Source organism: Rhizorhapis suberifaciens (assembly GCF_014200045.1).
Taxonomy (GTDB): Bacteria; Pseudomonadota; Alphaproteobacteria; order Sphingomonadales; family Sphingomonadaceae; genus Rhizorhapis; species Rhizorhapis suberifaciens.
On sequence record NZ_JACHOV010000014.1, the window covers coordinates 1 to 22769 of the forward strand.

18 protein-coding genes are annotated in these 22769 nt (G+C 58.5%); 4 read left to right on the top strand and 14 right to left on the bottom strand.

Annotation, left to right across the window (positions count from 1 at the left end):
- From HNQ99_RS14895 to HNQ99_RS14920, 6 genes are all read right to left on the bottom strand, one after another.
- The coding region (locus HNQ99_RS14895; RefSeq protein ID WP_184477075.1) for a hypothetical protein at positions 1-216 on the bottom strand (216 nt) is incomplete at its 3' end.
- Complete coding sequence (locus HNQ99_RS14900) at positions 213-887, bottom strand: ParA family protein (protein WP_184477077.1); 675 nt, start codon at positions 885-887, stop codon at positions 213-215. The genes HNQ99_RS14895 and HNQ99_RS14900, both read right to left, overlap by 4 nt.
- A 191-nt stretch (positions 888-1078) precedes the next feature.
- Entirely contained in the window at positions 1079-1270 is a 192-nt protein-coding gene (locus tag HNQ99_RS14905) for a hypothetical protein (protein WP_184477079.1), read from the bottom strand.
- A 68-nt stretch (positions 1271-1338) separates the two neighbouring features.
- Positions 1339-1677: a single-stranded DNA-binding protein gene (locus HNQ99_RS14910; RefSeq protein ID WP_184477081.1), complete on the bottom strand. Its 339-nt coding sequence runs from the start codon at positions 1675-1677 to the stop codon at positions 1339-1341.
- 302 nt (positions 1678-1979) lie between these two features.
- Positions 1980-2561, bottom strand: coding sequence for a recombinase family protein (locus HNQ99_RS14915; RefSeq protein WP_184477083.1), 582 nt, complete (start codon positions 2559-2561; stop codon positions 1980-1982).
- 111 nt (positions 2562-2672) lie between these two features.
- Positions 2673-3338, bottom strand: coding sequence for a recombinase family protein (locus tag HNQ99_RS14920; protein ID WP_184477085.1), 666 nt, complete (start codon positions 3336-3338; stop codon positions 2673-2675).
- Positions 3339-3604: 266 nt separating this feature from the next.
- On the opposite strand from HNQ99_RS14920, the gene HNQ99_RS14925 reads away from it, so the two are divergent.
- From HNQ99_RS14925 to HNQ99_RS14940, 4 genes are all read left to right on the top strand, one after another.
- Positions 3605-4042: a hypothetical protein gene (locus tag HNQ99_RS14925; protein WP_246415032.1), complete on the top strand. Its 438-nt coding sequence runs from the start codon at positions 3605-3607 to the stop codon at positions 4040-4042.
- 180 nt (positions 4043-4222) lie between these two features.
- Positions 4223-4411, top strand: coding sequence for a hypothetical protein (locus tag HNQ99_RS14930; RefSeq protein WP_184477087.1), 189 nt, complete (start codon positions 4223-4225; stop codon positions 4409-4411).
- Between the two features lie 142 nt (positions 4412-4553).
- Positions 4554-7334, top strand: coding sequence for an N-6 DNA methylase (locus HNQ99_RS14935; RefSeq protein WP_221232718.1), 2781 nt, complete (start codon positions 4554-4556; stop codon positions 7332-7334).
- A gap of 2 nt (positions 7335-7336) precedes the next feature.
- On the top strand, positions 7337-8053 hold the full coding sequence (locus HNQ99_RS14940; protein ID WP_184477091.1) for a hypothetical protein: 717 nt from the start codon (positions 7337-7339) through the stop codon (positions 8051-8053).
- Positions 8054-8109: 56 nt separating this feature from the next.
- Here HNQ99_RS14940 and HNQ99_RS14945 read toward each other — a convergent pair whose 3' ends face one another.
- From HNQ99_RS14945 to HNQ99_RS14980, 8 genes are all read right to left on the bottom strand, one after another.
- A complete protein-coding gene (locus HNQ99_RS14945; RefSeq protein WP_184477093.1) occupies positions 8110-9009 on the bottom strand; it encodes a zeta toxin family protein in 900 nt (299 codons plus the stop codon).
- Between the two features lie 8 nt (positions 9010-9017).
- The gene (locus HNQ99_RS14950; RefSeq protein ID WP_246415033.1) at positions 9018-9314 is read right to left on the bottom strand and encodes a hypothetical protein; all 297 of its coding nucleotides are present in this window, start codon (positions 9312-9314) and stop codon (positions 9018-9020) included.
- Between the two features lie 151 nt (positions 9315-9465).
- Complete coding sequence (locus HNQ99_RS14955) at positions 9466-10089, bottom strand: DUF6884 domain-containing protein (RefSeq protein ID WP_184477095.1); 624 nt, start codon at positions 10087-10089, stop codon at positions 9466-9468.
- 56 nt (positions 10090-10145) lie between these two features.
- The gene (locus HNQ99_RS14960; RefSeq protein ID WP_184477097.1) at positions 10146-12296 is read right to left on the bottom strand and encodes a ParB/RepB/Spo0J family partition protein; all 2151 of its coding nucleotides are present in this window, start codon (positions 12294-12296) and stop codon (positions 10146-10148) included.
- Positions 12297-12709: 413 nt separating this feature from the next.
- The gene (locus tag HNQ99_RS14965; protein ID WP_184477099.1) at positions 12710-16006 is read right to left on the bottom strand and encodes a DUF499 domain-containing protein; all 3297 of its coding nucleotides are present in this window, start codon (positions 16004-16006) and stop codon (positions 12710-12712) included.
- Between the two features lie 14 nt (positions 16007-16020).
- On the bottom strand, positions 16021-18804 hold the full coding sequence (locus HNQ99_RS14970) for a DUF1156 domain-containing protein (RefSeq protein WP_322790384.1): 2784 nt from the start codon (positions 18802-18804) through the stop codon (positions 16021-16023).
- A 2-nt stretch (positions 18805-18806) separates the two neighbouring features.
- Positions 18807-19253, bottom strand: a complete 447-nt coding sequence (locus tag HNQ99_RS14975; protein WP_184477101.1) for a hypothetical protein — start codon at positions 19251-19253, stop codon at positions 18807-18809.
- Positions 19250-22768 carry a protein NO VEIN domain-containing protein gene (locus HNQ99_RS14980; protein ID WP_184477103.1) on the bottom strand — a complete coding sequence of 1173 codons (3519 nt, stop codon included), beginning with the start codon at positions 22766-22768 and terminating at the stop codon, positions 19250-19252. Before HNQ99_RS14980 ends, HNQ99_RS14975 begins: the two co-directional genes overlap by 4 nt.
- Position 22769 lies beyond the last annotated feature (1 nt).

Genomic DNA, 22769 nt, shown 5'->3' on the forward strand with positions numbered 1-22769 from the left:
CCGCCCTGCCCCACGCTTCCGGCGCGGTGGCTCGCTTGCCTGATTGGCCCTCAAACGGTCCACCTCGCTTGCCGGGATGGGCACGTTGTCGAACCCGTGCCGCTGCGCCGTCTCCTTGGCGCTGTCGTGGCCTGTGGAAGCGTCAGGCTCCACGCTCCGCACCGATGCTAGGGGAAGGCTGAGATTGCGCCTCTGTGGCTTCTGTGGCTCGCTCATGCGGCTTTCTCCTGATCGGCCAGGATTGCGTCGGCTACCGCATTCGCCAGCGCCGTCCCTTCCGCCCTCGCCTTCTCGGTGCCTGGCACTTCGTCACGGGGGAGCTGGTCAAGCGTGGTGCAGTAGGAAAACAAACTCTTGTAAGCCGTGCGCTCCACAAGCTGGCCGATGACCGGCACGCCAGCCTCGGCCAGTTGTCCTGCCAATGCTGCAAACTCGCGCGACTGGAACCCAGTCGAAACGCGGGTCCAAAGCAACCCGTGTGGAACGCTGCGCCCGTGCCTGCTCGGCGTGTCCAGAACGACGCGCACGGTCGCTATGGCGTCCTCTACGTCCGCCGCCGATGGGTTGGCCGGAATGATGACAAAATTGGCGTGGGCGATGGCGAGTGGGACGACCATGTTCGCGCTTCCCTCCACGTCTACGATCACGATCTGCGCTTCGCTCTCGGCTGCGCGGATTGTCGAGACGATCGTATCGGCCTTCGCGCTGACAACGCCGATCCGCGGGCCGGTCTGCCCTGCCTCGCCCCATCGCATGACGCGCTGGCGAGGATCCGCGTCTATGATCCGGACGGTATAACCCTGCTCGGCATACGCGCCGGCTAGGGCGATCGCCGTCGTGGACTTGCCGCAACCTCCTTTCGGGGATGCTAGGGCGATAACTGCCATTTGCTTTCCTTTGCATGTCTCAACATCCCTTTAGCTGCATTTAGGCGGCACAGGGCATACATTGAACATACTTGAACAGGAAAGCCATGGGAAGCCATTTCATACACATCAAAGCTATTTGCAGGCCTGTAAATGCAATGCTATGTTTTTACATGTATTTTGAAGGCATATAAATTACATGTAATCTAAAGCTAGGGCTGGGCCTTGGTGTGGCTCTTACCCTTGATTCCCGCGCGAACCGAACGAATGGCTTTCTCCAAGTCGCCGGCGAACGCGGCCCCTAGAAGACCCTCACTTTCGGCCAGACACATCGCCCGATTGACTAGGGCAACCGCGGCCTCGATCCGCTCCTGTCGTCCAGTTCCGTTCACATGATCCGGCACAAGCGCCTCCTAAGTTCCCGTTTGCCCGTGGAAGGTAAGGGCGGCGCGCAGCGCCGCCCCCCTTGGCTTCAATCCTCGTCGCGATCGTCGTCAGCAGGGCGGTCGTTCTTTGCGATCACTGCCATGCGATCAACGATCAGGTCGACGCTGTAAACGGTTTGGCCGTCGCGATCATAGCGGGACTGCCGAACGCGGCCAGTGATGTGCACCAGGTCGCCCTTAGCCATCTTGGCGGCGCGCTCGATATTCTTGCCGAAACAGGTGACGCGGTTCCAGTGGGTGTCATCCTCCCAATCGTTGCCAACCTTGCGGCCGTAGTTCGCTGCAACGTCCAGCGTTGCCACCTTCTCCTTGATCTCCGTGCTGCCGATGCGGCCGATGATGCGAAATTCAGCGATGTTCTGCATGTCCGTTCCTTCGTGCTGTCGTTGCTGACGCACTTTGGAGGGGCGGCCCTCCTGACGCGGGCAAGCTGAAAAACGGAGGGTCCGCTTGCGGAAGCCGTAGACGCGCAGCGGCGGTTTTCTGCTTGGGGTCGAAGGCCCAAACCCGCATGAGGCAGGGGGAGCCGCCCAGGTGCGTCAATCAGCAGCGACGGCACGAAGGGGACATGCTCGCTCGCATTACCATAAACGCCCAGGCCAACAGGTAGGAAGCTGGCGTCCTGGGTGTAGCACTTTGAGGTCGGGGGCAGGGGAGGGGGCCCCCATCAAACATTCACAGGTTCGGCCACCTTCTCCGCGCTCAACCGCTTGTAGATGGCTTGGCGAGTGACGTTCAGGAGCTCCGCAATCGCCACCACGCTCATCTTGTGCGGCTCGGCCAGCAGCGACTTGGCCTGCTTCCATTGATCGTCGGTGATCGACACAGGGCGGCCCAGCTTCTTGCCGGCGCGCCGCGCAGATTGAAGCCCGGCGTTGGTGCGCTCGCGGATCACGTCTCGCTCAAATTGCGCGAACGCCCCAACCATGTGGAAGAACAATCGGCCTGCCGGTGTCACCGTCTCGATCTGCTCGGTGAGGGAGCTGAAACCTAAGCCTAGGCTTCCCAACATTTCCAGTTCGATGATTAAGCTAGGGAGGGAGCGGCCAAGACGATCAAGGCGCCAAACCATGATCTCATCTCCGGCTCGAGCATGGCGGAGCATGTCTCCATATGCTGGCTTGAACACGATCGAGCCGCTGACGCCCTGGTCCTCGAAAATCCGTTCTGCGCCAGCGGCGCGAAGGGCTTCGATCTGCAGGGCCAAGTTTTGCTCACCGGTGCTGACACGGGCATATCCGAGCTTCATGTGCCGTTCTCCATTTGTACCGGATGAACGCTAGAGTGAGGCGGGCGAGTGTCAACTTAATGCGAAGATAAATTAAATTAGTTGTCAGATCGGAGGTTGGTCCGCTTTCTGCTACGTCTCCCGCTTTCCAACGAGGGGCAGGGGGCCTTGATCCTTGCCTTTCTCGCCATTTCGTAACTCGCGAGCGATCTTGGCTAACAGCGTCCGGCTACATCCAGTTGCATCCATCACCTCTCGCCAAGTGCGTCCATCACCAAGCATGGACGCTATAGCGACGTTACGCGCTTTGTTCTCAGGCCGCCCCTTATATAGTCCCGCAGCCTTGGCACGTGCCGTCCCTTCGGACTGGCGGCGGCGGCGATCCTCATAGTCCTTTCGTGCAACCGCCGCGAGCACGTCGAGCATCATGTTGTTGATCGCAGAGAACATGCGTGCGGTAAAATCGTCGCCAGGAGTTGCGAGGCTCCATGAAGTCGGCAAATCCAAGGCGACGATCCGCACCTGTTTAGCGTCGATCTCCGATCGCAGCTTTATCCAATCTGGAGAGGTGAGGCGCGAAAGCCTATCAACCTGTTCGACCAAAAGAATGTCGCCAGGTTCGCAATCTGCCAACAAGCGGAACAACTCGGGCCGATCAAGCTTCGCGCCACTCTCGTTCTCCATATAACGGGCAGCTATTCGCAAACCTCGCCCGGCCGCGAAGGCGTCAAGGGCACCTCGCGCGCGCGAAGCATCCTGTTGAGCGGTTGAAGCACGTAGATAGGCACGGACAAACATGAATGGTCTCTTTTGGTCAGTCCTTTTTAGCGCGGTCCTTTTTACGTTGTCAAACGGCTATAATCAGACCGGCCTATGGTCAGTCCTATAAAGGTATACCCAAAACACACCATCAACAAAGGGATAAGGAGGGAAGAGCTCAAACACCAATGACGCACCCCGTAGCATTGGTGGACAGAGTTTTGCGCCGCTTTATGGAGAGGCGGATCGCGCCTCCGGGCCGCAGTTTGAAAACCCTACCAAGAAAGCGGGGATCGTTGCCCGGCATGACAGCGACCTTTGGAGAAATGACCATGTTCGGATCACCCTCAAAAATGACTCCTCAGGCGGAAGCGGCCTATCTGATCAAGGAGATCCAGGATACCCGCACCGCCTACGACAATGCGACCGTCGACAAATGGCGTGCGCAACATCTCAGTACAATCGGTCTGCGTCTTAGCGCCCTGATCCGCGCCGCTCGTAAGGCAATCGACACCGGTCTTGCTTCGAGCCGAACCACACAGGACTCCGACCTGTGTGACAACCTCGAAGCCCGGGCTGGCCAATATCTCAACACAGCCGCCCGTGTCTCTGCAATGCTCGAGCACGAATGGCCCCGCGACATCCAACAAGAGATTGATACACAAACTGACGAGCTCATCGCAGCCGCTGACGTGATGCTCTCTGAGCTAGGTGCAGTCGTTGCGCGATACCCGGCGCTCTAATCCGATTTGGCGATTTGCCAGACAACGCCAAGCTCCAATGGATCTGTCGAGTTGAGCAGTTTAATCCAGAATTCGTTCTTTCTGGCTTTCCCGATTTCCGGCTTGCCAGAAAAGCGGAAATTGGTATCCATCATACCCGTCACGCGAATGGTTTGATGGCGCGTTGCTAGGGAATGTCAGATGGCAAATAGTGAGAGCGAGGGTCTTGCCCCAGATGGCGCCGTAGACAGCGAAAACAAATCACTAAATTTCAAGGTAAGCCTCGAATTCAAAAAAGAGTTCAAAGGGTTCGCTGGTTCGGAGGGGATCACGATGACCGATCTCCTAAAAGAAGGATTCCTGCTGTCGAAAAAGAAACGGCAGAAATAATGGGTTTCTCACATCAGTTAACAGCCATCAGCAATGTCAGGTGGCAACGATGACGGTTCACGCATCGCCCCATTCTTTCGAGGGCGCTGAGTGGCTTTTTGCCATTGGCACAAGTACCGCTCTGCCTTCGGTGGACGGTCTTGTGGCGGTGAAGGATTTCGATCCGAACGGCCAATCGCCCGATGTTGTCTCCGTAATTGAGCGGGCGGATAGCTACGGTGCTCGCGCCGTGTTTTTCGAAGCACCGCGTCAGGGACGCGCGCCGGTTGCTCAGGCCTTCATCTTTGATGCGAAAGATCACGCCGACGACGCAAGCTTCGCTGCGCTCCACAAGCGCTTGTGGAGCTGGGGCGGCGTACCGTTGCTCTACCGCGTCGGGCCTGGCTTTATTCAACTGTTCCGATGCGTTCATGAGCCGGACTTTGTCGGGTCTGACGAAGTTCCGATATGCAATCCCATTCGGACCTTGAAGCTTGGCGCAGAGATCTCCGAGGCCGACATCTGGTGGGATGCACAGCGGATCCGCAACGGCGCGATTTGGGATGATCCTGAGGCCTGCGACCTCATGCTCTCGGCTACGAAGTCGGCGCACCGCAAGCTGGTCGCAGGCGTCAGAGCGCTTGCCCATCAATTAACTGAAAGTCACCTACTCAACGCGCGCTTGCGCCGCAGACTCCTAATATTGTCCTTACTGATCGCCTATCTAGAAGAGCGCTCGGTACTGTTGCCCGATGATTTCGATCGAGCTTTGCCTGGTGCCACCCGTTTCTTCGAGGTGTTGGGGAATGGCCCAGCGTTGGTTTCTCTCCTTGAAGCGCTCGAAGAGCGTTTTAACGGTCATGTATTCACACTAGAGAATGGCGAACGCGATGCTCTGTCGTTGAGTACCGAGCTTGATCGATACGCACGTCTCGTTCAGGGTTATGAAGATGAAGGGGGGCAGATTAGTTTCTGGCGCCTCTACTCCTTCCGCGATTTGCCAGTGGAGCTGATCAGCAACATCTACCAGCTCTTCGTCAAGGATGCAGCCAGCTCGATTTACACGCCTCCGGCCCTTGTTCGCCTGATGCTAGAGGAGACGCTTAGCTGGGATCGCATCGCGAGCCTCATGGCAAGCGATGGCGTCATCCTCGATCCGGCCTGTGGGTCGGGCGTCTTCCTAGTCGAAGCCTATAAAAGGCTCGTTTTACATTGGCGTGCGAACAACAAGTGGGAACGTCCGGGAGTTGAGGTACTTCGCGAACTCCTCCTACGTGTACACGGCGTCGATCTTGAGGATGGAGCCGTAGAACTAGCGGCTTTTAGTCTCTGCCTTAGCCTTTGTGACGCGTTGGAGCCTGAAGATATCCGTGCGAGCGTCAAGCTCTTCCCTCGGCTTGCCGGCGAGACGCTGCACGGGAGCTGTTTCTTTGCGGCTAAAGCCGCAGGTCTAATCAGCGCGAATGTAGCGATTATCGTGGGAAATCCTCCATTTGAATCCAAGCTTACAACGGATGGGGCGCGAAAGGGCGCCGCAGCGTTCTCTAAAGTCCATGGCAAGCTGCCCGACAACCAGCTTGCCTATCTCTTTCTGCACGATGCAATGGACTTGCTGGTGCCTGGCGGCCTCTTGGCGATGGTCGAGCCGGCAGGCTTCCTTTACAATCAGAACGTCTCTGCATTCCGGCGCGGCTTTTTTAAGCGCTGGCGAGCGCGCGAAATCCTCGACTTTGTTTCTGTCCGCGGCCTTTTCAAAAAGGGTGAAGCAGACCCAAAGGTTGTGGTTGTTCTTATCGAAGCGTCTGAGCCTGCGGAGCAGAATACTATACTCCATGCTGTTTTCCGCCGGAATGGTCGCGCGATTGCCGAGCAAGGCTTTGATATAGACTATTACGATCTTTATTGGTTGCACCAACCCGACATTATGGCGTCTCAGGATATTTGGCGGGCCAATCTGTTGGGCGGAGCGCGGCCGCGCGCGCTAATTGAACGGCTGAGAAGCTATCCAACGCTGCGTGACCTCGCCAAAGCTCGAGGATGGGACGCCGGCGAAGGTTACATCGCGGGAAAAAAGAAAATTTCTCGGCCTGCCAGCCATCTCATTGGCAAACACGTGCTCCCAACGGAAGCGCTGTCAGAGACTGGAATTGACGCGAACGCCATCAAGACAATTCCCGATCAGCCAATCAAAGATGTTAAGAGCGCGAAGCGCTTCACGCCACCGTTCCTCCTCATCAAGGAAAATGATGAGCTTCATCACGGCCTCTGGGAAGGCCATTACTTAGCTTACAAACACCGCATCGTTGGCTTAGCAGCGGATCGAAAGGATCTCCCGCTTCTGAAGGCGGTGGAAGCTTGGCTCACTACAGAGCGGATTGTTCTGCAAGCCTATGTCGCTGGGGTCAGTCCCAGCATGTTCGTGCAACGAGCAACGGCAATCCTGAGCGCAGACATTCTGGCGTTGCCATATCCCGAAGGTGAAAATCTCGATCTCAGCGCCAATGAACGTATCGTTGCACAGGACATTGTCGACTATCAGCGCGACTTTATTCGTCGCGGTGCTGACTCAAATGTCATGAAGCGCGTACCAGAGGAGGCCCTCGGCACCTTTGACGAGGTGCTGATCGATCAAATCAACCTTGTATATGGCCGCAACCCCCTACGTGTGCTCCAGGCACATGAATGGGCGGGAGCAATCTGCAAAGCCTACGCTTTTGGTGAGGGCAACGTCGACTGGTCAGGCGCTGGGGAGCTTCGCCAAAAACTCGATGCCTTGCTGCATGAGCGCCGCCAGTCAGGTCTTATGATCACGCGTATCACGCGGCTTTACGATCAGAATTTCATCTTTCTACTTAAGCCGGACCGACACCGGTTTTGGACCCGCTCGATCGCGCTTCGAGATGCTGATGACGTCTTGGCTGATCTGCGCGCGCAGGGCTTCTAAAGATGATTGCTGAAGAAAGTGGGGGCGCGGGATACTCTGGTTCACTAAGCCCTGGCGTTCATCAAGCGGGCGAATGGCTATCTTCATTAATCGGCTTCATCGGGAGCACTTTGCCTGAGTGGCGAGATGATCCAGCGCGCCCTTTCGAAACAGGGGAAGATATCCTTACTACCCAGCTTTGTGGGCGCCTAAATAGCCTGACGCGCCACTCCAAAGGCTGGGACATCCTTCAGTTTCGCCGTGAAGAGCCTGATGACGGCAATCGCTCACGCACACTTGATCTAGTAGCAGCGCCCAACGGTACGGTCATTTGGATCTCAGGGCGAGAATATACTGAATACCAGTTCCTCTTGCCGATAGAATGCAAGCGCCTCCCAACGCCATCAGGCGCCAAGCGCGACGAACGAGAATATCTGTTTAGCCAATTTAGTTCTACAGGCGGAATCCAGCGTTTCAAAGTCGGCCACCATGGATCGAAGCACCTTCGAGCCGCCATGATCGCCTACGTGCAGGACAAAGACGTTATTCACTGGCAGAACCAAATCGATAGTTGGGTGGACGGCATTGTCGGCGAACCCGTTGCGGGATGGTCACCCTTGGATAAGTTCAAACTCGTCACTCATGATAAAGCAAAAAGAGTCGCGGCGTTTGAATCGAACCATGTTCGGCAGGCAGGTCTCGAACCGATCCGCATCGATCACCTATGGATTGAGATGTAGGAGGTGTTTCGGTTCTGAAGTAGCTCGAGTCCGAAGGCTTGGGCGGCCCGCAGACTCTATCGCTCGCGATCGTCGTCGCGACGGGGAGGGGAAGGGGTCCTATCCTTGCCCTGCGACAGCTCGGCATTGCGCTGCGGATCTCGGGCCGGGATGACGCCATGCTTCTGCAGGACCGGGGTCAGCCGCTCGATCTCACGCTGCTTATATTGGGCCTCCTGCGGCGACAGGGGCCGGCTGCGCTCGCGCTCCACCAGCTCGCGAGCGCGAGGCTCGCCCCCGCGCGCTGGGCCGGTGAGGTCAAAGCTATGAATTACCTCGGCCCCGCGCCGGTAGATCGTGAGCTTGTCGGCAAGTCGCCCATCCTGAATCCGGTCCAGAGTATCGAGCATCCCGCGCAGCGCGTTATTGTGGGCTTCGGTCGTGGTCATCCGCCCGATGCCTCGGCTCTCCTTTTGGGCCGCATATCGCTGCAATACACCAAGGCTCGACATTTCGGGACTGACGGCCAGAGCGCGCGCATCGGTGCGAAACCCGGCGTCCCTGAATTGCTGCAAGGTCGCTGCGACCGTCTCGGGGTTGCGCATCGTGCCTTCCACGAGAACATTGACGCGCCGCTGCGCGGCCTCGGCAATGGCCTTCTCGACCAATCGGCCAGAATCGCGGTCGGTATAGAAGGCCGCGGTTTTGTCGTCCGCGCGCTGTAAGCTCTTATAGTGAGGCAAAAAGGCGCGAAGATCGTCACCGATGATCTTCACCATTCCGCCGCTGCCCGCAAATTCGCGGGTAGCGTGGTTCTGCATCGGGGTTTTGCCGGAGCCGGGTTGCCCTCCTAGAACTATGGCGGTGGGCTGCTCGACGCTCTCCGCGCCTCGGAAGAGACGGGGAGAGACGCGGGTTTCATAGATTTTCTGTAGGGCGTCGGGTGACAGGCTATGCCGTTCGGGGTCGCGGTCCATGCTGCCTCTTAGGCAGCGATGGGGACGGCCTCGGCGGCGTCACGCGCGCGAACGATGGCGCTATACTCGGAAAGCACTTGCCGGACATTTTCGGTGTCCGTCACATTGAGCGAGTGCATGATTGCGGTCGCCTGATCGGTCCGCATTTCAAGCCACTCGATCCGGGCCGCGCTGGGAGCTGCCCGCTCCTGCTCAAGCGCGATCTGTTCGCTATAACCAGCGATTACATCATTGATGGCCTCAAGCGCCGCCTCATAGGCAACCGCCTGATCTTGGGTCCACATCGGGCCTGTGTCGCCGCTCATCGTCATGCCCTTCCTATACCATCAAGTCTTGAACGAATAAAGAACGGCATCGATCCTGCGAAGGGGGCCGGTGGAGCGGGAAGCTCCACCGGCCAGCACGACGAACAACAGAGGAGATTTCGCCTTCGTCCTCGGTCGCTCGGAAACTCATCTAGTTGCCGGAGGGGTGCGACAGCCAAGCCAACTGCTCACCGATTGCCAAGCCCTCCATGGGTGCGATCGCGCGAGGCGCGATGCTAGACCAGATAGGATCACGATAGCGGCGGCCTGCAAGAACGATCAGCGGCGCGGCGACGTCCACAGCCCGGGCCAGCTTATCCAGCACGCGAGCGCCCCATACGCGACGTGCAGGGGCGCCCATCGCGCTAAGGGTCGCATCATAGGGTTCGATAATAGCACCGGGGGCTAGCAAGCCATGCTTCGCCGAAAGGATCAGCCAGGGCGAGCCGGTGCGCTCGACATAGGCGCGCGCCTTGCGAAACCATGGGGAAATATAGAGGTCGCGCGCCTCGGCCGCGTGATCCAGCTTCGCCGCAACGCAAGCAACGAGATAGACGGGGAGGGGGGCCGGCGGTTCCTCGAGAACGGTTTCGCCGTCTACATCGCCAAGCCAAGGCGCGACGGCCCATTTCGTGATCGCGCGCAGCCCCTTCGCCCCTACGGGCTTCCGCTCCGCCGCATGGCTGATCGTAGGGCCTCCGAACAAGTCGGGCTGCTCGCCAATGACGTGGACGGGAGGGATATAGCGCGGTTCGCGGATGCACTGACGGGCCATGACCGTGCCTCTCTTTGCGTAGGAAGGTGCGGGGGGCCAGAACCCCCCGCCATGGATCAAGCGGCCTCGTCCATCTGGTCGTGATCGTCGTCCTGATCCTCGTCCAGCTCGTCGTCCTCGTCGATTTCCGGTTCCTCCTTCGCTGGGAGCGGTTCAACGGTGCCGCTCTCCATGAAGTCGGGAAGCCAGTTCACCGCCTCGGCCACATCGTCGGGGTGAAGGCCAAGCAACTTGGCGTCCTCTTCATCGCAATTGGCGATGCGGGCGCAGAAAGCGGCAGTTTCGTTGCCCTTCATGCCCTTAGCGCGATCCGCCAGACCCCATGTTTCGAGAAGGCCAAGCCGGGCCTTGTTAGAGAAGGTGCCGAAAAACGCCTCGTTCAGTTCGACCGTATCGCGCCAGCGTCCGAAACCGGGCTCGGCCTCGATGCAGTTGGCAAGCTCCCGAACCATGCGCGGGGTGCGACCGTCGGAATAGACCGCAGTCGTCGCCATGAGCATGTGACCGGCGATCATCGCCGCGATCTTGTTCTTTTCGGTATCGGGGAGATTGCGAAACAGCGCGAAACCCTCAATCGGATCGCGGGTCGTCATCCACTCACCCGACGCCAAGCCCTCCTTGGTTGCGAGCCATGCGGCGCGCTCGGGGCGGCTCCCGACAAGATCGTGAATCTTTGTGGTGCCATCCTCGTCGTGCGGAAGGTCGTTGATGCCCTGATGCTCGCCATGGAAATAAACGGTGTTTCCGTAGCCCTGCGTCGGGGTCAGGATCGTGCGGGCCTGCGTGAACAGCATGAAGTCGAGCGCGAGCGACGAACCGGCACAAGCGGACTGCATTAGCTCGGCCCGGATCATATCGCGGCGGATCAGCATCATGACCTGCATGTTGTCCTTGGACAGCCCGAAACGGGCGCGCTCGGCCTCCGCTGGTGTCGGCGCTGGCTTGGAACCACGCTGCTCGGTCGCCCCCTTGGGCAGTTCCGCGCCCTTCGCCGCCCGATCTGCATACCAAAGCTCAACGTCAAAGGTGCCATCATTCTCGATCGATGCGACCGCGACGACTGCGCCCTTCTTGGGCAGGATGATAGTGCGCTGCGCGTCCAGCTCGGCAATCTCGGCCGCCAGCTTTTCGTAAGCCTCTTCCTGATCGGGAAACGGTTCGTCATCCTCTCCGATCATCGCAGCAAGGCGCGTTTCCATCGACGCATAGACTTTCGCTAGGTCTTTGGAGAGGTCGCCACGCTTCAAGTTGCGAATGCGAAGCTCATGGTCGGTCGAAAGATAGCCGTACTGTTTGATCTGCGGAGGGGTCGCCACCCACGAAAATTCAAGGTCAGCAAGGCTCCACTTCTCGCCAAGAACACGGCCATTCCGCGAGATATTATGCTCGAACCGATCCTTATCCTCGGCCAGTCGCTGCTCGACTAGCTGGTGCAGCACGTCGGGATTCTGGACAATGCCAGCGCCATCCTGCGCGAACAAATCGGCCTCAAATTCGCCTCCTGCTGCGCGGTAGGCTTCAACGCCGACATAGCACATTAGCTTGGTCAGTTCGTGATTGCCCGAGTTCATCGCCTTGCGAATGGCGCTCGCATTCTTCTCGTGCGGGCGGGTCGCCTCCTTCTCCAACTGGCGATAGACCGCGATCTGTAGCGAACGATCTTCCGTCGCCGCGTAAGCCTGTGCCTGGGCGTCATCAATCTCGCCCGCGCTGTAGAGGTCCATGATCTCGGGATGAAGGTTCGCAATCCGCATGATGCGAGCGGTGCGGGCCACATCGTAGCCGAACATCGCGCCCAACTCTTCTAGGGTCGCCTCGGGGCGTTCGGCCCGAATTGCTGCGAAACCCATGTACACATCGGGCAGGGCCATCGCTTCGCGCGCGCGGTTTTCGGCCATGCTGATTTCCGTGACCTTGCTCAAGTCATCGACCTTCATGCACGGGAAGGTCATTGCCTTCCGGCTTGGCTCGGCCTCGGACAGCGCCGTCAGGAGGCGGCGGCGGCGATCACCGGCGATTACCTCATATCCCCCTGCCTCGCGCGGAATGACGACCATGGGCTGAATGAGACCCACAGACAGTAGCGAAGCGGAGATTTCGGCATCACTGGCGGCACTCGACGGCTTCTTGCGCACGTTCTGGTCGCTGCGGTGAAGCTGATCAACGGTCAGATGCAGGATGGTGGGCTTGGTGGTGGTCTTAGCCATGTGCTGTTTCCCTTCTGAAAATGGAGCCGAAGGCGATGGCCCCATCGACTTCTGCCAAGTGGCGAACTGGGTCGGGGAATGGCGCAAATATGGGCTGATCGGGGGGGAGGGGGATCACCCGGCCTGCACGGAGCGAAGCGGAGGAAGGACGGGGAAACCGCCGCGATCACCAAGCGGAGCCGCGCAGCGGCGCAGACGGCCTGGCCCTTGCGCCAGGGGGCCGGAACAGGCCCCTAACTCGCACGTAAAAGTGGCGGTTAACCGCCTCAAACTTCAGGGATGTGTGGATTTTAGTTAGCGGCGTCAGGCAATTCGCCAGCTGAATATGAAGCGAACAGAGGGACATGGACGCTGACAAGTCACCGGCGTCCATGTCCTCTTGCATTCATTCTCCCAGCAGAGGGAGGGTCGTCCTATCGAATATCTTTATCGATAAATCCCAGGGTATTGGCGTTCTCGATCAGCGTGCGAACCTTCCCCTTGTCCAATCCCGATGGCACCTCTGCATCGATTTCCAGCTTCAGTGAAACTTCGCTGCCCGGAATGGTTGTCAGCTGTTCGACGATGGCCTCGACAATTTGATGAATCTCACGAGCTGGCCGCTCAGCCGAAATCATCACCGTCCCGAGGAAACGGGTCGGGTTCCGCTCTGCCGGCGGAACGTCGGGGTTGCCCTCAGGCGGCGAGGTAGTGGTTGGCTCTCCGCCAAGTGGATGCGAGCTCCCATCGGCGATTGTTTCAGGCTGTGAGGGAGCTGGACGATGAGCTTCGGCCACGTCCGGCTTGATGATGATACTTTCGCCATCGATGACAACCGCAGCGTTGACGGCCCGTTCGACTGCGAGACCATGATAGGTATCGGTTTTCTCGTCCCACCCTTCGGCATAGGCGAAGGGGCCAGGCAGCATCCCGCCAACTGCTGCCTGAACGGCCTTCACCAAGACACCCTGGTTCTTGACCCGAGGCAAATAAGTATAGCGGTTCAGATACTCCCAGAGATCCTTTAGCGAGAGATGGGCCTTGCCGTTCCAAATGTATTTTTGAAGGTCGCGATCAAGACGCGTCGGCCCTAACTCTGGGAGGAGCCCTTCCTCGCCGACCAGCTTCTTGCTAGCCCGCGCCAACAGGCCATCCTGCGCTGGCACCTTCCCTGAGACCCATTCGAGTTCTGCCTGTGCGCTCTCTTGAACCGGATAATGGAGATAACACCAGGCTTCTCTCAGGCGGGTTTTTACCGTCTCATTCGCTTCAACCAGCTTGGCTCGCGCCAAAGCATCGTCACTCTGTGTGAGGTTGAGCCGATCCTTCTCTTTGACAATCTCGCCCCACGCTAAAGCGGAACGAACGGCGTCTTTCAGGTTATCGAGCTGGCGCGCCTCGGCGGCGATGAAGACCAGCATATTGCGATAAACACGCGGCGTGCTGCCGCGTTGTAGCAAAATCTCCTTCGCCTCAACCAAGGCCTCCGAGCCATCACGCCCATGATGTGGGTGAGCTACGCCCAGAACGACCGCGCGCACCCCGCCCGCTTCGTCGGGCACTTCTGCAGAGGAAATTGGTGCCACTTGCACTGCATCGAAGTGACCACGATCGGCCAGAGCGTTGATATATTTTGCCAGTTCGCGATCGATCTCCATTAGGACCAACTGCTCGTCTAGTTGGCCCGCTTTATCGGCCGCGATCCGGTTGAGGCTCGCTGACATCGAGTACCAGTACCGGCCAAGATCGGAATGCATAAATTTGGCCTGGTTCGTCAGGCGCCGGAGGGCATCGCCGAAGATTGCCGGCTTTTCTCCGGGTTGAACGACGCCAAGATTGATCTGCTTGTCATCAAGGCCGGTATTTTGCTGGGCATGCGTTGGGGCGGTGCCCATGAAAATCGCCCGTGCGATCCGCCGCGTTGCCGAATAGCGGTTCAAATTGGGCGCCGCCTGATCAACCTTGTATGGCGTCGCCGCCGTGCCATCGACGTCGGCCGCGATGATCGACTGCCAACTAACGTCGAGGTAGTGAAGCAGCTCAGGTTCCACACGAGGAGAGCTGACCGACACGCTCCCAGGCATAATCATTACCGACGGATCGGCGTTCATCCAAAGCTCGTGAATGACCTGCGCCATGAGGCGCAAAACGCCACGCGTTCGCTGAAATTTTTCCAGCGATCCCCAGCTTGTGTAAAGCTGATCGAACAGCTCAGGGTGGATCGGATAAGCTTTTTCGAGCTTGCGACGATAGTCCTCGTCCGCGCAGCCTTGCGGGAAATCGTTCGAATTCTCGCGGTATAGCTTGGCAAACTGCTTCAGCGTGTTGTCGCGGTGATGGAACCTGTCGCCTGGGATTTCCTTGAAGAGGCGACGTCGAACGATCTCGTAGCTTTCCTCCTGTGAGGCGGGTCGCCAGGAGGATTCAACGCGGCTGAAGGTTTGTTTCAAGCGCGCAAGCGCTTCCTGCCCTCCTTCGCCCCCAACCTCAATTTGCGATGCCGGCAGCGATGCGACCAACAACGTTCCCGGGCTCGCCTTCACCGCCTCGGTCAGCGACTGGACGAAGGAGAGGTTCGCGTCGAAGGAGCCGGACGGCAATCCCTCCACGCGATAGATTTGACGGAGGTACGCTACCCACTCGTCGATCAGAATTAGGCAGGGAGAATACTTCCTAAAGATCGCTTCCAGCAGGTTCGAGCCCGGGGCGATGCCCTTGGCGTCGTTTTCGGCGATCATATCGAACGCCTCTTCGCCGCCAAGCTGCCAAGCTAATTCGCCCCACGTCGTCCGTATCTTTCGATCCCCCGTGGCGTTCAGCACATCCTGAGGCCCACGGGACGTGCCGACGAGTACCGCTCGATTGATTTTGGCAGGCACGGTAAGTCCGCTCTTCTCGAGCAGTTGATCCAGGCCCGACAGATCCTGCGCCGGCGTGCCACCAGCCATGTGATAAAGTGCCAACATGGAGTGGGTTTTTCCCCCGCCGAAGTTGGTCTGTAGTTCCACGACCGGGTCGCCACCTGTCCCTGACAGCCGTTTCGCCGCGCCTACAAGGAGGGTGCTGAGGCCCTCGGTCAGATATGTGCGGCTGAAAAACTGTTGCGGGTCTCGGTACTCGGCAGGCGCACTGCCGGCGTGAACCTTGCCGAGGTCCGCCGCAAATTCGGCCTGCTGAAACTCGCCGGTTGCAACATCCTGGTGCGGCTCGACGACCTCACGCCATGGGAGGAGACCGGCGACCGTCTCGACCGAAATCTCAAGCCGCTGCGTTTTCCGGCGCTCTTCATTGCGCTGAAGCTCGGAAAACTTCGTGCGCAGGATCGTGTCGCGCATCTTGCCGAGCTGATCGGCGGCCTCGCCAGCGCTGATGGACTCCATCAGTCGGCGCATGGAATCCAGTGCTCGTTCGGCGTCGTCGTAGGTAAAAGTTTCGTTGTGTGAGAGCTTGTTCCGAACATCCAAGAGTTCGGAGACATAGGAACGCTCTGGATGGCCCAGCACCGTGCTGAACGCCTCTTTCCAGAAGGCCATCATGGTCTTGAGCAGCCCCTGTTGATCCCAGCCCACTTCCCCCGTGGAGTTAGGCTTCAAACCTTGGACGCGTTGGACGACTTCGATCTGCCAGTGCCCCTTGAGGGAGTTTTCCAGTCTTTTTTCCACGAACGGGACCAAGGCATCGGGCAGCAGCTCCATGCCTTCGAACACATACTGGCGCGTACTTTTAGCCATTAATCGCCTCCCCCTCAGAGATCCAAGCGGGTCTGACGATCCCCACCCACGTCGTGTATTGCCGCGGCCTGGCGAGTCAGCTCAGTCCAGACAGCGATGAGTGCATTGTAAGAAGTGGCTTCCTTGGCGTCAGAACGCTTTTCACAGATGCCGTACAAGCAATACGCCAGATCCTTAACGGCCTCTGCCATCTCCGATCCGAGCTTCTTCAACAGCAACGCTGCGCTTGCCTCGCCTTCGTTTTCGAGTACGCGAACCAAGTGCTGGCAGGCCTCCCAGACCGTCAGATGACCGTCTGCTGCAGGGTCCCAAGTTTCGTCTAGTTCATCGCGCGCGAGGATGCGAACCTTGCCAGCTTGGCCTTCGACAATCCCCGCATGGCGGACACTTTCGACAGACACGCCACGGGCTTGAGCAATAGAGTTGGCGGTGCCGTAGTCACCTGCCTTCAAACCGTTCTGCTCGAACCATGTGATTGCGAAGCGAGTGTCGGGATCAAATTCACCTTGAATACCGCCAAGGTATTCATCGAGCTCACGGTTAATAAGCTGCAAGGCCGCTTTGACGGTCATCGGTGTATCGTCCGATTCCAGAACGGCGCCATAGCGGGAGAAGATACCCATACCGGGGCCGATCGCCGACTGCGGCATGTCCGCAGGTGCGATGCTCACAGATTGTAATTCCGATATTGCGGGCGGCAGCTCCCTCTTTAGCGCGCGGATGAATTCGGCTCGCGTGATCGCCTCCGCAGCGATATCTCTCTTACGGCAGACCAGCACTACCGAGTTAGCGAGGGCGTTGGTCCCGACGGCTATCATGCGCCCCGGTTTCTCGGTGCGAAGCGGCCATGTTCCAACCACTGCGTATCCCGCCTCAACGATAGACTGAATGAACGTGGCCCAACCAGTCGAGCTGATGCCTTCCTGCTCTACCTCACTTTGTTTGAAGGCATAATAGATGGTCGTAGGGAAATCAGCCGACGTGTGCTGAGCCATAGTGGTGATGGCCCGCCGCATTCCCTCTAAAAAGAACGCGTCAGCGGCCTCGCGACCCCCATGACGATACGGCGTAGCTACAAGCTCATCAGCTTTTGGTGTAACAAGAAGCCCGAAAAGGTCCGGATACACTTCCTTCAGGGAAGGCTTCATCCAACAAAAAAAGAAGTCCGACAGGTCCGCATACGCGATATTATCGTAGTAGGGCGGATCGGTGGAGACTACTGTTCCAGGATTGTAAGACAAGCTCTGTGCATCTGCCTGTATAACTGACGCTCTCTCCACTCCTGCACCTATGGCCTCAAAGCCTTTCACCATACGGCTGAAGAGGCTGTGATAGCTGCCGCTTGAAGTGCTGAACACGTTCACTTCGGCGAAATCCCACGTCATCGGGATAGCCTGTCGGGCGAAGGTCGAGCGCATCTGTTGATTAGGCGCGTTCCATCCGCAGATTGTGGAGCAATGATTGGCAAGTTGGCCGGTAAGGAAGCCTAGGTAAACAGCAACCGCCTCCGCATATGCTTTGGCGCCTTTACCGCTGTCGGCGAGACGCACTTGGTCATCAGGCATTCCCGACGCCAAGGCATCCTTCTCAATAATCGCCCGTAGATCATGAACCAGATCACTAAAGGTCGTCAGCGCCACAAGTTGGCGATCGGTAAACAGATCGCCGAATGTTGTTAGACCATAATCCACCGTCCAAAAATTCCGTGGATCATTAGGAAGACTGGTTGTGGGCTTCCACTCGGGTTTGCCCGCAAAGGCGGCATTTTCCTGCTCAGGCGTTGGCGCTGCATAAGCGCGACCATTTCGACCTTCCGCGACAATCGCCATCAGCACCTGACCCATTCGGCCAGCACGTCCCATGCTTTTCACATAATCGGGCGTGATGGCTGTATCGGAGAGCAAGCAACGGAAATTGGCGCCACGTCCCGCCTTCGTACCCTCCTTAGCCTTGGCCCATTCCGCCTTGGTTCCTCCTTGCCGGATCTCATAGGAGATGGTCGCCGACCCCTTATCTACAACAGGCTGAATCCAGACCTCCTTGCCGGGCTTCGCGCTTAGGAGAAACGAAGAGGCAATAGGAACCTGGGCGCCGGAGAAAGCGGGGTCAGGACTTGGGACAGTTCGGGACCATATCCAAGCGATCGGAACGGCCTCGCCACCCCCATATTCAGCCGGCAACGCGACGTTGGGATAGAGATGCCCGATGCGTTGCAAAGCAAGGTCCCGCAGCCGCTCACCGTAGTACCGCACGTCCTCCGCCAAGCCTTCAGAGTTGCGGTAATGGATGCGGTCATGTGGTCCGGGATGGATCGGTCCGTTACCCTGATAGAGCGAGGGCAGCTCAACTAGCGCCTTCCCGATCATCACGGCGACTGGATTGAGATCAGAACCTTGTGCCGGGAGACCGAGCCGTTGCGCCTCGAGCGTGATCGAGCCGCCCCCAGAGAAAGGATCGTAAATTTGCGGGAGGTTGCCGCCACAGCTCCGCCGAATCTCTATCCTGGCTCGTTCAAGCACTTCTTCGTTGGCCGAGTTTTCCCATACAACGAGATCCTCCATGATCCCGAATAGCCGTGCGCGCTCCGCGTCGACCGCGGTTTCCGTCGTAAAAACCTCAGGGTGGCTCGACGGATCGTCGACCAACTGTGCGAACAGCACCGCCCGACAAGCCGCCAGGGGGCGCCGCGCCCACCACAGGTGCAATGTGGAGGGATGGCCGTGGCGTATCGATTTTTCGCGAGCCGACGCAGCATTGATCGCTTCGAGAGGCAGCGCCACTTCGATCAGCTTCTTCACGCTCAACGCCCCATCTCCATCAACATCTCCTCATCCTCCGCACTAATATTTTGGAAGTTTTGAGGGGGCGAGAAGACCATCCTACTTGAAATCTCATCCGCCTGAACAGGTTTATCAAAAAATATGAAATCTTCCATGTGAATGGCACCAACTGAATCTCTATCAGCGAGATATTTAGCTAGTTCGTCTTCGGAAATGCAGCCCCTAGGCGCAAGAGAAAGAGCTTGGTCCGCACTCACACGTTCAATTTTCGATATCTTCGCACTCCCAACAACTGCCATGACCGGTGCCCCAATGTAGAAATAGACCCGAACAGGCGATTTTGATGGAAAGCGCTTTCTGAAGAAGACGTGGACCTTTCCCGATCGCAGTGGAGCTTCCCACTTATTAAAAAAGGAATACACGACGGAATGCCCGCGCTGCTTCTGGGCTACGTTTTCTTCACTCATGCGGGTATTCCTGATCGGGCGAGCAACTTTGCTAGGTTGAACTGTACGGCGGTTGTTTCAAACGATGGCTCATGATCCGATAAGGGGCCATGCAGATAGCGAGGTGTCGTCGCACTCCCTTGCTCGACCTGCACAATGGCGAGGATATATTTGTCCGGCTCGTGCAGCGAGGTGATGATCTCCTGTCGGGTAATCATCACGCTGTCGGCGCCGTCGGCACGGCCTTTCACCTCAATGAAACGTAGATGCTTCGTCGCCGGATCGTACGACATAATGTCATAGCCCACCTTCTGCGCCGATACGTCGGTGGGGACATTCCCAAGGTTCCGCTCAGTCGCGATCACGGCATCCATAGCAGCCAGCTCGATAGCGCGCCGCGCAGCGGCATCGGCCGCGAAACCTTGCGGTGCCCCGCCCAACGGGCCTGCGCCTGACGATGCCTGAGAGTCCAACAGGCCGCGAGGGATCACGACCATACCACCGCGCACTCGCGGCGGTTGCGATGAGATGAAGCGTTCCTGCTCCAACTGCCCCATGCGGCGCTTTTGTCGCTCGGCTAGGTCCTCGGCGCGACGCTGGGCATTCTGCCAGTTTAGGCGCGTTCTCTTACCAGCTTTCTCCTCCTCCTTCAGCTCGAAGGCGCGAGAATCCCAGTAGTTAATCTCCTTCTTGAGACGCGCTCGGACTTCATGCTCGACCTTCTCGATCTCAGGAAGACGTCGACCGCGGACCTCGGCGATATGCGCCTGCGCCAGCTCCACAGTCGCGAACTGGACAGCCGCTTTCTCAAGCTCCGTCGTCAGCCAATCCTCCTCCAAGAATGGGCGAACGCTGGCGATTTCGTCAGGTGTGGCGGGCCGCAGATTGAGATGTGGGGCGATGCCCGCGTTCACGGCGCGACCCGTCTTGTCGATCGCGGCGAACTGGAGGCGTTCGGATACGACGTGCGGTTTGCCGGCGCTGTTTGTCCTGCCATCCTGAATGCTGTGCTCGAGGAGGAACACGGCCGACAACGCAGTGCCGGAATCCAGATCGTCGACCAAGATCGCTCCCTGGCGCATAATCTGCTCATATTGCTCGCGAACGACGCTGATTACGGCCTCCAGCAAAGGATGCCCCGGGCATACGAAAGTCGCGACGGGCTGCTGGTTGATCTGGTTCTTCTCGAAGCAAATCCGCTCATATTTTTTCTGGATCGGAGCGCCTGTGCCGATCTGACGATCGCGCTCGCGGATGCGAACCGGCACGTGAGTGATTTCCCAGCGGCCTTCTTCGCGTCGCTTCATGCGGCCACCAAGGTGCTGAAACGCCTCGACGAAGAAGCTCTGGACGTGGTGCGGCTGAAGGCGCTGCGCCTCAGCGCGCTCCATCTCTAGGCGAAGCTCCTGCACCTTCGCCTCGGGCATCGTGTCGTTGGTGAGCGCCCGCCGTTGCAGCAACTCCAGTAGGTGACCCTGATCGACGGCGCCATCGACTTGCCGGAAGAGGCGCGCTTTGACATCCTCTTGTTCGCCATACTGGATCGCCTGAAACAGGAGGTCCTTCAGCGCCGTGCCTTCAAAAAGCTCACCAAGAACGTCATAGACGCGGCCACCCAACGCCTCGCGCGCGGCCTCAAGCTTCTCGAGCAATCGCGCATAGACCTCGCCTTCCCGAGTGTCCGCCGCGACGATGTTCCACAGATGGCAGACTTCAGTCTGACCGATCCGATGGATGCGCCCAAACCGTTGCTCGATCTTGTTCGGATTCCATGGCAGGTCATAGTTGACCATCAGGTGGCCGCGCTGAAGGTTCACACCCTCGCCGGCGGCATCATTCGCGATCAGCACCAGCATGTCGCGGTCCTGCATGAAGCGTTCTACGACCTTGCGTCGTTCTTCCCGCGATACGCCGCCGTGGATCACGTCAACCGCATCAGGGTTACCGATCCGGGCTCGAACTTTGTCGACGAGGTAGTGCAGCGTGTCCTTCGGCTCTGTGAAGATGATCAACTTCCGCCGATTGCCATCGGCATCGACCATCAGATCATCATCCAGAATGCTGTTGAGCTGGGACCACTTGGCATCGAGGCCGGACCGCAGGACGCCCAGCGCCATCGTCTCAAGGCCCTTGAGAGTTTCCACTTCTAGGGCGAGCTGCTCGACCGTTTCGGCGGTCGTGGCTCCGGTAGCAATCAAATCCTCAAGATCGTCAATTTCGTCCTGGCCGTACTCGTCCATGTTCCTGAGCACGTCGGCGTTGACGTCCGGCGCAGCAAATCCGACCCTACGGCCCGCTGTTGCCAACCGTGCTTCGCCCAACTCATTCTCCAAGCGCTCGCGGCGTCGCTTCAAAGATTGGTAGATCGCTGCCGGAGACGAGGCGAGACGACGCTGCAGGATCTGTAGCGCGAAGCCGACATTGTTGCGCTTCTTGCCATCCCCTTCTGCGAACCGCTGGACGCGGTTCATCTCCGTGCGAACATACTCGCTGACAGCGGTGTAGAGTGCCGCTTCCAGTTCGGAGAGCTGATATTTGACGGTGTAGGCGCGACGCTCAGGGAACAGCGGCCGCCCGTCGAAGCGAAGCAACTCCTCTTTGGTGAGGCGGCGCATCATGTCCGCGGTGTCGGCATAATGCACGCCGTCGCGGAAGCGGCCCTCGAAGCGATCGCCGTCGAGAAGCGCCATAAAAAGCTGGAAGTCCTCCTCCTTGCCGTTGTGCGGCGTGGCCGACATCAGCAGGAGGTGACGGCAGGCTTCACCGAGCTTCTGCCCCACCTGATAGCGCTTCGTATATTTGACGTCCCCGCCGAAGTAGGTTGCCGACATGCGATGCGCTTCATCGCAGATGATCAGGTCCCATTCCCGCGCGCTCGACAGCTTGCTCTGCAGATCCTCGTTCCGGGCCAGAACATCGAGCCGAACGATGAGCCGATGGCGGTCCTCAAATGGGTTCCCCGATCGCGACGTCTCGATCATGTCGCGGGTCAGAATGTCGAACTCGAGATTGAACTTCTGGCCCAACTCATCCTGCCATTGCTCGACCAGGCTGCCCGGTGCCACAATGAGGCAGCGTTCAAGGTCGCTGCGAGCGATCAACTCTTTGATCAAGAGGCCAGCCATAATCGTCTTGCCGGCGCCGGGATCATCGGCAAGCAAGAAGCGAAGCGGCTGACGTGGCAGCATCTCACCATAGACTGCCGAGATCTGATGCGGCAGCGGATCGACCAAGCTGGTATGGATCGCCAGATATGGATCGAAATAGTGGGCAAGCTTGATCCGATTTGCCTCGGTCACAAGGCGGAGCAGCGCGCCATCACCGTCAAATGACCAAGGCCGACCGTTTTCCTCGACATGGAGACGATGCTCGTCATCTCGATAAAGCACAGCTTCGGCGACGGCACCGTTCGTATCGCGAAAAACGACGTTGATCGCTTGATCGCCGATCCAGTCTACGGAAACGATCTGCGCTGCCTGCGACGAGGCAATACCGCGCACGGATGCACCGTTCCGAATCTCTTCGAGCTTAGCCACC